This is a genomic window from Citrobacter sp. S46_ASV_140 (genome assembly GCF_018919545.1).
GTDB classification, from domain to species: domain Bacteria; phylum Pseudomonadota; class Gammaproteobacteria; order Enterobacterales; family Enterobacteriaceae; genus Citrobacter; species Citrobacter braakii.
Map to the genome: position 1 here is coordinate 1 of NZ_JAHLRC010000106.1, position 12,074 is coordinate 12,074.

At 54.7% G+C, this 12,074-nt stretch carries 10 protein-coding genes; 6 read left to right on the forward strand and 4 right to left on the reverse strand.

From position 1 onward, the window contains the following. Positions 1-110 (forward strand): AroM family protein (locus KQJ19_RS19015; RefSeq protein WP_216403992.1); only part of this gene is annotated, 110 nt, incomplete at its 5' end. Between the two features lie 71 nt (positions 111-181). Beyond that, positions 182-466 (forward strand): pyrimidine/purine nucleoside phosphorylase, encoded by a 285-nt coding sequence (ppnP, locus tag KQJ19_RS19020; protein WP_047501953.1) that lies wholly within the window; start codon positions 182-184, stop codon positions 464-466. A gap of 50 nt (positions 467-516) precedes the next feature. Here the strand turns inward: ppnP and rdgC are convergent, their stop codons facing one another. Then, a complete protein-coding gene (gene rdgC / locus KQJ19_RS19025) occupies positions 517-1,428 on the reverse strand; it encodes a recombination-associated protein RdgC (protein WP_003021479.1) in 912 nt (303 codons plus the stop codon). A 91-nt stretch (positions 1,429-1,519) separates the two neighbouring features. On the opposite strand from rdgC, the gene mak reads away from it, so the two are divergent. Then, positions 1,520-2,428 (forward strand): fructokinase, encoded by a 909-nt coding sequence (mak, locus tag KQJ19_RS19030; RefSeq protein WP_200046341.1) that lies wholly within the window; start codon positions 1,520-1,522, stop codon positions 2,426-2,428. A gap of 27 nt (positions 2,429-2,455) precedes the next feature. Here the strand turns inward: mak and araJ are convergent, their stop codons facing one another. The 3 genes from araJ to sbcD all read right to left on the reverse strand — a co-directional run bounded on the left by araJ (position 2,456) and on the right by sbcD (position 8,161). Continuing rightward, positions 2,456-3,628, reverse strand: a complete 1,173-nt coding sequence (gene araJ, locus KQJ19_RS19035; protein ID WP_216403989.1) for an MFS transporter AraJ — start codon at positions 3,626-3,628, stop codon at positions 2,456-2,458. 187 nt (positions 3,629-3,815) lie between these two features. Then, the gene (gene sbcC, locus KQJ19_RS19040) at positions 3,816-6,962 is read right to left on the reverse strand and encodes an exonuclease subunit SbcC (protein WP_216403990.1); all 3,147 of its coding nucleotides are present in this window, start codon (positions 6,960-6,962) and stop codon (positions 3,816-3,818) included. Beyond that, positions 6,959-8,161 carry an exonuclease subunit SbcD gene (sbcD, locus tag KQJ19_RS19045; RefSeq protein ID WP_200079424.1) on the reverse strand — a complete coding sequence of 401 codons (1,203 nt, stop codon included), beginning with the start codon at positions 8,159-8,161 and terminating at the stop codon, positions 6,959-6,961. The genes sbcC and sbcD overlap by 4 nt, the downstream gene beginning before the upstream one ends. A gap of 190 nt (positions 8,162-8,351) precedes the next feature. Between sbcD and phoB the strand changes: the two genes are divergently transcribed. The 3 genes from phoB to brnQ all read left to right on the forward strand — a co-directional run. Then, the gene (phoB, locus tag KQJ19_RS19050) at positions 8,352-9,041 is read left to right on the forward strand and encodes a phosphate response regulator transcription factor PhoB (RefSeq protein WP_003021496.1); all 690 of its coding nucleotides are present in this window, start codon (positions 8,352-8,354) and stop codon (positions 9,039-9,041) included. 50 nt (positions 9,042-9,091) lie between these two features. After that, on the forward strand, positions 9,092-10,387 hold the full coding sequence (phoR, locus tag KQJ19_RS19055; protein WP_047357682.1) for a phosphate regulon sensor histidine kinase PhoR: 1,296 nt from the start codon (positions 9,092-9,094) through the stop codon (positions 10,385-10,387). A gap of 405 nt (positions 10,388-10,792) precedes the next feature. Continuing rightward, positions 10,793-12,074 (forward strand): branched-chain amino acid transporter carrier protein BrnQ (brnQ, locus tag KQJ19_RS19060; protein ID WP_216403991.1); only part of this gene is annotated, 1,282 nt, incomplete at its 3' end.

Sequence of the window (12,074 nt, forward strand, 5' to 3'; positions counted from 1 at the left end):
GTCTGGGGTTCAATCAACGCCATCGCGATTTACTGCAAAAATCGCTGGATGTCCCGGTTCTTCTGTCTAATGTGTTGATTGCCCGACTGGCTTCGGAACTGTTGGCGTAATTTTGCGTGACAGGTGGAACGTCAGCCCCCTATATTGGTTCTCAACTTAATCACGAGATAGGGCCAGTTGTATGCTTCAAAGTAATGAATACTTTTCCGGCAAAGTAAAATCGATCGGTTTTACCAGCAGCAGTACTGGCCGCGCCAGTGTTGGCGTGATGGCTGAAGGCGAATATACCTTTAGTACTGCGGCGCCTGAAGAGATGACTGTCGTTAGCGGCGCACTGAACGTGCTGCTGCCGGGGGAAACCGAGTGGAAGGTGTATGCCGCAGGGGGCGTGTTCAACGTACCGGGCAACAGCGAGTTTCATCTGCAGGTGGCAGAGCCAACATCCTATCTTTGCCGCTATCTGTAAGCATAGAAATGACGAATGGCGACATTGTGCCGCCATTCGGTAATTACGGCTTAACGTTGAGCTTCGCCGCCTAATCCTTCCACCAGGCTTTTAATTAGCGCCGCCAGTTCACCCGTCATCAGGATGAAATCGGCATCAAAACGCTGAGCATAATCTTCGCGGTCAATATCTTCGTTCTGATCGCGCAGCTCGTCGCTAAACTTCAAACGCTTAATAGAGCCGTCGTCACACATCACGAACTGAATGCGCTGCTGCCAGTCAAGGGCCAGCTTGGTGACCAGTTTGCCCGCTTCGATATGCACGGCGATTTCGTCGCAGACCAGATCCTGCTTTTTCGCGCGGATCACGCCGCCGTCTTCAAGGATCGCTTTTAGTTCGGCTTCATCCAGTAACTGGAATCCCTGTGCCGTTGTACCGGAACGAACCCATTCGGTCAGCGTCAGCTCAATGGGGTTTTCCATCGTCAGCGGAACGACCGGCAGCGAACCGAGACTCTTACGCAGCAGCGCCAGCGTATCTTCGGCTTTCTTCGCACTCGCGCAATCAACCATGATCAGATCGTTGACGGTATCGATCCACATCATCGTCTGGCTGAAACGGCTAAAGGCGCGCGGCAGCAATGAGTGCAGAACTTCATCTTTCAGCGAGTCTTTTTCGGTCTTCTTGAGTTTGCGACCTTGCTCAGCTTCCAGTTTGAAAATTTTGGCTTCCAGCGCCTGTTTGATAACCGGCGACGGCAGAATTTTTTCTTCTTTGCGGGCGCAGATAATAATTTGGCCATTGGCGGTATGCGTTAATGCATCGCTGTGCGATCCCATCGGCGGAACCCAGCCCATTTTTGCCATATCCTGGCTACCGCAAGGGGTGAACGTCATTGATGCCAGCTGTTTTTCCATCTCTTCGGCACGCAAAGAAACATCGCGGCTAAGACGGTAAACCATTAAATTTTTGAACCACAGCATGATAATTTCCACGGCCTTGTCGTTAAATCCAGCGGGCATGATAGCGAATTGTCGCTATGCTTGCATTGTTAATCGGGAAGAGGAGCAAACAGTGCGTATAGGTATCGATTTAGGCGGTACGAAAACGGAAGTTATCGCGCTTGGCGATGCAGGCGAACAGCTTTTTCGCCATCGCCTGCCCACGCCGCGTGATGATTATCGGCAAACGATAGAAACCATCGCCGCGCTGGTGGAGATGGCGGAAAAGGCCACCGGGCAGTCGGGAACCGTCGGGATGGGCATTCCCGGTTCAATTTCGCCCTACACCGGAGTGGTGAAGAATGCCAACTCGACCTGGCTTAACGGGCAACCTTTTGACAAAGACCTGAGTACGCGTCTGAATCGCGAAGTGCGGCTGGCAAATGATGCCAACTGCCTGGCGGTTTCTGAAGCCGTTGATGGTGCAGCGGCGGGGGCGCAAACCGTGTTTGCGGTGATTATCGGTACAGGATGTGGCGCTGGAGTGGCGCTGAACGGCCGGGCGCACACGGGCGGGAACGGTACTGCGGGCGAGTGGGGGCATAATCCGCTGCCGTGGATGGACGAAGACGAACTGCGTTATCGGCAGGAAGTGCCCTGCTATTGCGGCAAGCAAGGCTGTATTGAAACCTTCATTTCCGGAACCGGTTTTGCCACCGACTACCAGCGTCTGAGCGGTAAGTCGCTCAAGGGCAGTGAAATTATCAGTCTTGTTAATGCCTGGGATGCCCAGGCGGAACAGGCGTTGAGTCGGTACGAGCTGCGTCTGGCGAAATCACTGGCACATGTGGTGAATATTCTCGATCCGGACGTAATCGTGCTGGGCGGTGGAATGAGCAATGTCGACCGATTGTATCAAAACGTGCCAACGTTGATTAAACAGTTTGTCTTTGGCGGCGAGTGCGAAACGCCTCTACGCAAGGCGCTGCACGGTGACTCCAGCGGCGTGCGCGGCGCGGCCTGGTTGTGGCCGCAGGAGTAATGTTCGCGTTGCCGGGTAGCGCAGAGGCTATCCGGCAGCGGGAGTCATCCGGGATACGCTGCGCTTCAGGCGACCATAGAGCAGCAGCGACGACATCGCAGAAAACGACAGCAGCGCCGCCGGCAACGTCACGTAGTTGTAGGCAAAGCCCAGCGTCAGCATCATACCACCGCACCAGGCGCCAATCGCGCTGCCGAGATTAAAGGCAATTTGCCCTCCTGCCGCACCCAGCAGCTCACCCCCTTTAGCATTTTGCAGCAGCAAAATTTGCAGCGGCGCCGACAGGGCAAACAGGCCCGCGCAGCAAATAAAGGCGAAGATCAGCGACGCGGCTTTGATCCCGCCAAAGGCAAAGAGCAGCAGCAGAGCCAGCACAATTACAAAGTCGGTTATTACCGCAATACGCAGCGGCGTATAGCGGCCAGAAAGGCGACCGCTCAGCAGATTTCCCAACACCATTCCCAATCCCACCAGCATCATGATGAGGGTCATCAGCGCTTCGGAAAAGCCGGAGATGAACATCATGTACGGTTTGACGTAGCTGAACCAGGCGAAAACCCCGGCGTTACCAAACATGGTGGCGGAAAAGATGAGCCACGGGGCGGGGGTTTTCAAAAAGTGAAATTGTTCGCGCAGTTTCCCTTTGGCTTCATCGCTGATGTTGGGTATCCAAAAAGTTATCGAGACCATCACGGCGATATTAAAGACGGCTATCAGCAGAAACGTGTAGCGCCAGCTAAATTCCTGACTCAGCCAGGTGCCGATGGGAATACCAATCAGATTAGCAACGGTCATACCCGAAACCATGCCCGCGACGGCGGCGGTGACTTTTCCCGGACGGGCCAGCTTCGACAGGATAATCGCGCCAACGCCAAAAAAAGCGCCGTGTGGAAAGCCGGAAACCAGCCTGCCCACCGCCAGCATTAAATATGAGGAGGAGAGGGTGAAGATGGCGTTGCCGATCACGCACAGCGTGACCAGAAACAGCAGAATATGCTTGAGAGAAAAGCGGTTGGAAAAGAGCGCAATAATAGGTGCGCCCAGCACCACGCCAAAAGCGTAAAACGAAATCATATGGCCAGCTGCAGGGATGGAAATTCCCACGTCCCGCGCCAGCTCGGTGAGTACACCCATGATGCCAAACTCGGCCATGCCCAGCCCAAATGTCCCCAGAGCTAAAGAGAAAATGACTTTTTTCATACCACCTGCCAACATGAAAGACGCACGATATGCGCCATAGCGGCGAACGTTCGCCGCCAATAGAGATAGCTTGCGGATAAGCGAAGTGGAATGCCATTTCATATCCGTCTTTGTGTATTCACGATCGTGCTATGTGCCGTGCCGGATAGCGCTGGCGCATATCCGGCCTTCTGGAGCTGAGATGCTATCAGGCATCAACTGCAAACATTTTATCGAGTTTGCTGTAGCCCAGTCCGTTGATTTTTTTGACCTTGATCTGCACCGGAATGCGTTCTTTCATCGCTTCAACGTGGCTGATGACACCAATGGTTTTGCCAGTGGCGTTGAGCGCATCGAGCGCATCCAGGGCGGTATCCAGCGTTTCGCTGTCCAACGTGCCGAAACCTTCGTCGAGGAACAGGGAGTCAATTCGCGTTTTGTGGCTGACCAGATCGGACAACGCCAGCGCCAGCGCCAGACTCACGAGGAAGCTCTCGCCGCCGGAAAGCGTACGCGTGTCACGCACGGCATCGGCCTGCCAGGTATCAACCACTTCCAGCTCCAGCGCTTCGCTGGCCTTGCGCTGCAACAGATAGCGACCGTGCAGACGGGTCAACTGGTTGTTGGCAAGCCAGACCAGATTATCCAGCGTCAGCCCCTGGGCAAACTTGCGGAATTTATCTCCCTCTTTCGAGCCGATCAGCGCGTTCAGATAGCCCCAGTCTTCGACCTGCTGTGCGACTTTCGCAATCTCGAGCATCAGCGCCTGCTGCTGCTGGCGGTTTTCACCATCCTGCTTGAGCTGCTGGCGAATTTCGCCCTGACGAGTGGTGTTCTCCCGTAGCTGCTGGGTGAGTTGCGCCAGCGCGTCGTGAAGATGTTGCACGGTGAGCGTGAGATCCACCCCGGTTGGTAGCTGTTGTTGATGAGTCGCCAGCGCCTGCTGCGCCTGATTAAGCAGCGTTTGCGCCTGCTGTCGCTGGCCTTCCAGTGATTGCTTCAATTGTTCAAGACGGTTAAAGGTCTCTTCATCCAGCAGAGCGGCAACAAAGGCGTCGCGATCGGCAAAGATGCTGGCCTGCAATGCGGTATCAAACTGCGCCTGAATTTCTGCAGCGCGCTGAACGTCCTGCGCCTCCTGCTGCTGTAAGGTTTGCCACTGCCCCTGTAAAGAGAGGCAATCGTCGTGCACCTGCCGCCAGTTTTCCAGCGACAGATTCTCAATGTTTTCACCAAGCGCATCGGTTTCAGGCAGCGTTTCCAGCACCGGCGCAAGCTGGGCGATTCGAGCCTGTAATTCAGTCAGTTCGTTCTGGCGCTGCTGCCACATTTGCGCTTCGTTCGCCCGTTCGCTCAGCCATGAGGCGACTTCAGCCTCGGTCGGAAGGGACAGACCATGACGGGCCAGCTCGGCGGTTAACGTTGCCTGACGCTGGTCAATATGCTGCTGGAGCTGAGTAATCTGCTCTGTGTGTGCGGTGATTTGCGCCTGCAGGGTATGACGCAGACTCAGTTGGTGAAGCTGCTGCTCGTGCTCTTCCTGGGCGGCAAGCCACGGGGCGATGTCATCCTGCGGTTGCAGCGTCACGTTGAGGCTGGCGGTGACTGTCTGCCACTCTTGAGTAAGTGCTTGCTCTTCCTGAGAAAGCGTTTGTACTTCGCGTTCATCGCGCTGAAGTTGCTGGGTTATCGCCTCAAGTTGACCGCGTAGCGTTGAACCCTCATCGGCCAGCGTTTTGACCTCTTTTTCCAGCGCTTCACGCCGTGTCTGATTCACACTCAGTTCGAGCGTTTGATAGCGCTCAATCGCCGGGTGCGTGGTGGAGCCGCAAAGTGGGCAAGGCATGCCGGATTGCAATAGTGCCCGCTGGCTTTCCAGATCTTTGATCCGGGCTTCCTGCTCGCAAATGATTCTCACATCGGCAAGCTGCTGATTTTTATCTTTATAGCGCTGACGCTTTTCTGTAAGCACCGCATTGCGCTGGGCCAGCTCCTGCTGACGCTGCACAAGCGTGGCGCGTAGCTGCGCCAGTTGCTTTTGCTTCGGGGCGATTTGCCCGTGCAGATTACTCAGCCGCTGGCGTAACGGACGAAGCTGCACATGTTGCGCCAGCGCTTCCGTTACCTGTTGTGCCGAAAGGGTCAGCGTGGGAAGCGCCAGCGCATCGAGCTTGCGCGTGTCGTTCTCCCGCAACTGCTGCCACTGGCGCAGTTGGGCGCTGGCGTCGGACTGTTGGGCCAGCAGCGCTTTCCATCCTGCCAGTTCGCTACTCCACAAGCGGAAGCGGTCCTGTTCCTTCAGCCAGTCGGTTAACGTTTGCTGTCCGGCGAGCATAGCGGCTGACTGCGTTTGTGCCTGCTGACGAATACGTCCGCGCAGCGCTAAGCTGCTTTGTAAGCGAGCATTCACTTCCTGAATCTTCTGTCGCGTACGGTCTATCGTAGCCGTTTGTTCCTGGATTCGCTCCCAGTGTGGGCGTAACGCTCTGGCCGGGAGTGCCAGACTCAGCGCCGCGAGTTGCGGCTGCGCGTCTTCCTGCGCCTGAAGTGCAGCCTGTAATGCCTGCTGGTGGCGGTTTATCTCCGCCTGTAGCTCATTTTGCCGCATGAGCCAGTTGAGGTGCTGCTGCTGGGCTTGTTGGCAGGTAAGATATTGTTTTTCTTCGTCAGTAAGTACCTGCAAACTTTCTGTCAGGGATTGCAATTGCTCTGGCGCTAACAGCGCAACACCGCTGGCCTGGGCCTGCAGTTTTTCCAGTTCCGTACGCGCTGATTTGTGCTTTTCAAATACCATGGCGGAGATTTGGCCGTAGATCTCAGTGCCGGTCAGCTCTTCCAGCAGCTCGGCGCGTTCTTTCGGTTTGGCATTGAGAAATGCGGCAAACTGCCCCTGAGACAGCAGCATCGAACGGGTAAAACGTCCGTAATCCAGCCCGGTAAGCTCGGCGGTCATCTCCAGCTTATCTTTGACCTTATCGGCGAGGATTTTACCGTCGGAGCAGCGGGCCAGCTCTACGCGAGGGACCTGCAGATTGCCCTCCGGCTGATTGCGTGCCCGGTTCTGGCTCCAGAATGCGCGGTAGGCTTCGCCCCGCACCTCAAACTCGACCTCGGCCAGACACTCCGCGGTGTCGCGGGTCATCAGGTCGTTTTGCGACTGTGACACGGTATTCAGGCGTGGCGTTTCGTGGTACAGCGCAAGGCAAATTGCGTCCAGCAGGGTCGTTTTCCCCGCACCCGTTGGTCCGGTGATGGCGAACAACCCGTTGCTGGCAAACGGTTCTGCCGTAAAATCGACTTTCCATTCTCCCTTCAGGGAGTTGAGATTTTTCAGGCGCAGGCTGAGAATTTTCATGCTTCAGCCTCCCCGGCAAGCGTTTGTAAGGTTGCGCTAAACAGCTGGTTAAGCCGCTCACGCTGCGGTTCTTCGAGTTCTTCCAGCGCCAGGCGGCGGTCAAAAACCTCTGCCACGCTCAGCTCGCTTAACGTTTCACGTCGTTCATTGGCCATAATGCGTTCGCGCTGTTCACGACTGCGGCGCACCAGTAGCACCTCTACCGGTAAATCTTCGGTTAAGGCCTGGATCTTACGTTGCATATCATGCAGGTAGTCGTCGGTGGTGATTTCAATATCCAGCCACACCGGTGGCTCTTGCTGCACGCCGCGCCACTGCTCAAGCTGGGTAGTAATGGCGGCTAAATCGCCTTTCAGTACCGCAAGCTGCTGCGTAACCGGCACGGTGATATTTTCAACGGCGCTGAGTTTCCCCGCGTCAAAGCTCACCAGATGTACACATTTGCTTTTGCCGCACTCGTCAAAACTGAGGGCAATCGGCGCGCCGCAGTAGCGAATATGTTCCGTGCCGCCGATAATCTGCGCCCGGTGAATATGTCCCAGCGCGATGTAGTCTGCCGGTGGGAAGTTTTGCGCCGGGAAGGCGTCCAGCGTACCGATATAAATGTCACGTACGGCGTCGCTTTTACTGGCTCCGACGGTGGTCAAATGCCCGGTCGCAATGATGGGAAGATTGTGGTCGCCGCGCAGCGTGCAGGCATCCTGATACTGCTGCTGATAATAGTCGGTGATTGCGCCCAGTAAATGCTGCTGTTTTTCTTGTCCTGTCAGCCCAGCCTGGCTGGTGATGATGTCGCGCGGACGTAAAAAAGGCACCGGACACAGGATCGCCCCCGGCGTACCGTCGCGTAGCGGCAGTATCTGCGGCCCATGGCCAGCGCTGGCAACCACCGTGGTGTTGAGAAACGCCAGAATATCGCGGGATTCATTGAGCGTGGCGACGGAGTCGTGGTTGCCTGCCAGCACCACCAGATGACAGCCGGTTTGCTGCAGATTGACGACAAAACGGTTATACAGCTCACGGGCATAGCTAGGCGGTGAGCCGGTATCGAAAATATCGCCTGCCACAATAATGGCATCCACCTGCTGGGATTGTGCCGTTTCCAGCAGCCAGTCGAGAAAGGCCTGATGCTCGGCGGCGCGGCTCTTGCTGTAGAAATTTTGGCCCAGATGCCAGTCAGACGTGTGAAGGATGCGCATAAGAGTTCCATGACGGTAAAACAATGGCGGGGATTATAACCCTTCACGAGTGGGAATATCTTGTCTCCGGGCTGTCATAATTCGCCGGGCTGCGTTAAACCTGGACTATCTTTTCATAAATCTGTCATAAAACTGACGCATAATGGCACTGTATTGATGGCAAACGATTTAATTACAAACAGGGCAAATCATGGCGAGACGTATTCTGGTCGTAGAAGATGAAGCTCCAATTCGTGAAATGGTCTGCTTCGTGCTCGAGCAAAACGGATTTCAACCCGTTGAAGCCGAAGACTATGACAGTGCTGTGAACCAACTCAATGAACCCTGGCCGGATCTCGTCCTGCTTGATTGGATGCTTCCCGGCGGCTCTGGTCTACAGTTTATTAAACATCTCAAGCGCGAAGCGATGACGCGGGATATCCCGGTGATGATGCTGACGGCGAGGGGGGAAGAGGAAGATCGCGTCCGGGGGCTGGAAACCGGCGCGGATGATTATATTACCAAGCCTTTTTCTCCCAAGGAGCTGGTGGCGCGTATTAAAGCAGTTCTGCGTCGTATTTCACCGATGGCGGTGGAAGAGGTTATAGAGATGCAGGGGCTAAGCCTTGATCCCACCTCGCATCGCGTGATGACCGGTGAGGATCCGCTGGATATGGGGCCGACCGAATTCAAACTGTTGCACTTCTTTATGACTCATCCCGAGCGTGTCTACAGTCGCGAGCAACTCCTTAATCATGTCTGGGGAACCAATGTGTACGTGGAAGACCGGACAGTGGATGTGCACATCCGCCGCTTACGTAAGGCGCTGGAGCACAGCGGACACGATCGTATGGTGCAGACGGTTCGCGGGACGGGATATCGTTTTTCAACCCGCTTCTGACTGACAAGAATCAGGGCCTGAAGGATTAGGCCGTATAGGGAGTAAGACGTTTGCTAGAACGATTGTCATGGAAAAGGTTGGTACTGGAGCTGATCCTGTGCTGCATACCGGCATTTATCCTTAGCGCTTTTTTCGGTTACCTGCCCTGGTTTTTGCTGGCGTCGGTAACGGGCCTGCTTATCTGGCATTTCTGGAATTTATTACGTTTGTCCTGGTGGCTATGGGTCGACAGAAGCATGACGCCGCCGCCGGGGCGAGGCAGTTGGGAGCCGTTGCTGTACGGGCTGCATCAAATGCAACTGCGCAACAAAAAGCGCCGTCGTGAACTGGGTAATCTGATTAAACGTTTTCGTAGCGGGGCGGAATCGCTACCCGACGCGGTGGTGCTGACCACTGAAGAAGGCGGTATCTTCTGGTGTAACGGACTGGCCCAGCAGGTTCTGGGACTGCGCTGGCCGGACGATAGCGGGCAAAATATTCTTAACCTGTTGCGCTACCCGGAATTTACACAATATCTGAAAACGCGCGATTTTAGCCGACCGATCAATCTGGTACTCAATACCGGACGGCATCTGGAAATTCGCGTGATGCCCTATACCGATAAGCAACTGCTGATGGTGGCGCGCGACGTTACCCAGATGCATCAACTGGAAGGTTCACGACGTAACTTTTTCGCCAACGCCAGCCATGAACTGCGTACGCCTCTGACGGTGTTACAAGGGTACCTGGAAATGATGCAGGAGCATCCGCTGGAAGGGACGACGCGTGAAAAAGCGCTGCATACCATGCGCGAACAAACGTATCGCATGGAAGGGCTGGTGAAACAGCTGCTGACGCTGTCAAAAATTGAGGCTGCGCCGACGCTACTGCTGAATGAGAAAGTCGATGTGCCCATGATGCTGCGCGTGCTCGAACACGAAGCGCAAACGCTGAGCCAGCAAAAACATACGTTTACCTTTGATGTTGATAACAGCCTGAACGTGCGGGGTAACGAGGAGCAGTTGCGTAGCGCTATCTCGAATCTCGTCTACAACGCGGTGAACCATACGCCAGCGGGAACGCACATTACCGTACGCTGGCAGCATGTGGCGTCGGGAGCGGAGTTTTGCGTGGAAGACAACGGTCCAGGCATTGCCGCCGAGCATATTCCACGCTTAACCGAACGTTTTTATCGTGTGGATAAGGCGCGATCGCGGCAAACGGGCGGCAGCGGACTTGGTCTGGCCATCGTTAAGCATGCGCTGCATCATCACGACAGTCGCTTGAATATCGAAAGCGAACCAGGCGTTGGGACGCGATTTAGTTTCGTGATCCCGGAACGTTTAATTGCCAAAATTAACGGTTAAGGCGCATTCGTAAGATAATCTTTCCAAAAGCCAGCGCAAGCTGGCTTTTTCTATGCGGTCAATATAACCATCCTGAATTTTACGACGTTTGGTTGTTTTTTGTTCGAACTATTACCCATACCTTTTTCCATGAAATGGTGTTTTGTGCTAACCCCATTTTTCATATCGCTATATTGTTCTGGTTTTGGGATCCCACCTTGCTTTAAAACGTTATAAGCGTTTAAATTGCGCTCCAGGTGCTGTCATACCGACTGCATTTACGCGGTAAATCGAAAAACTATTCTTCGCCGCGCCAGTCTGGGAGTGTTTCCCGCTGGAATTGAGCAAAAATGCCGCTGTATTGTCCCCCAGGGAAAGGCAAAAATTTATTATTTTCAACACCACATCCACAGGCAGTAAGACTTTATGACCCATCAGTTAAAATCGCGCGATATTATCGCTTTGGGATTTATGACATTTGCACTGTTCGTTGGTGCAGGTAACATCATTTTCCCCCCAATGGTTGGTTTGCAGGCAGGTGAACACGTCTGGACTGCGGCTTTTGGCTTTTTGATTACCGCCGTTGGCCTGCCGGTACTTACCGTTGTCGCGCTGGCGAAAGTCGGTGGTGGTGTGGACCGACTGAGCACGCCTATCGGTAAAGTCGCTGGTTTGCTGCTGGCGACCGTGTGCTACCTGGCTGTTGGACCGTTATTTGCTACGCCGCGTACCGCGACGGTCTCTTTCGAAGTCGGGATTGCACCGCTGACCGGTGACTCCGCGCTGCCACTGCTTATCTACAGCGTGGTCTATTTCGCGATTGTGATTCTGGTTTCGCTGTATCCGGGCAAACTGCTGGATACGGTTGGTAATTTCCTGGCCCCGCTGAAAATCCTGGCGCTGGTGGTCCTGTCTGTCGCCGCAATCGTCTGGCCAGCAGGCCCGATCAGCAATGCGATGGAAGCCTATCAAACTGCTGCGTTTTCTAATGGCTTCGTGAACGGGTATCTGACCATGGATACGCTGGGCGCGATGGTATTTGGTATTGTTATCGTCAACGCCGCTCGCTCGCGTGGCGTTACTGAAGCGCGTCTGCTGACCCGTTATACCGTTTGGGCAGGTTTGATGGCGGGTGTGGGCTTAACGTTGCTGTATCTCGCGTTGTTCCGTCTGGGTTCAGATAGTGCAATTCTGGTCGATCAATCTGCTAACGGCGCGGCAATTCTGCATGCGTATGTTCAGCACACCTTTGGTGGCGCAGGGAGCTTCCTGCTGGCGGCGTTGATTTTCATCGCCTGTCTGGTCACCGCTGTTGGCCTGACCTGCGCGTGCGCAGAGTTCTTTGCCCAGTACGTTCCACTGTCTTATCGTACGCTGGTATTTATCCTCGGCGGCTTCTCGATGGTGGTCTCTAACCTGGGTCTGAGCCATCTGATTCAGATCTCTATTCCGGTGCTGACGGCTATCTATCCGCCATGTATCGCACTGGTTGTATTAAGTTTTACCCGCTCATGGTGGCATAATTCTTCCCGCGTCATTGCACCTGCGATGTTTATCAGCCTGATTTTTGGTATCCTTGATGGCATTAAAGCTTCTGCAATTGGCGACGTGTTACCGGCCTGGACCCAGCGTTTACCGCTGGCGGAGCAGGGGCTGGCGTGGTTGATGCCAACAGTCGTGATGGTGGTCCTGGCAGTTATCTGGGATC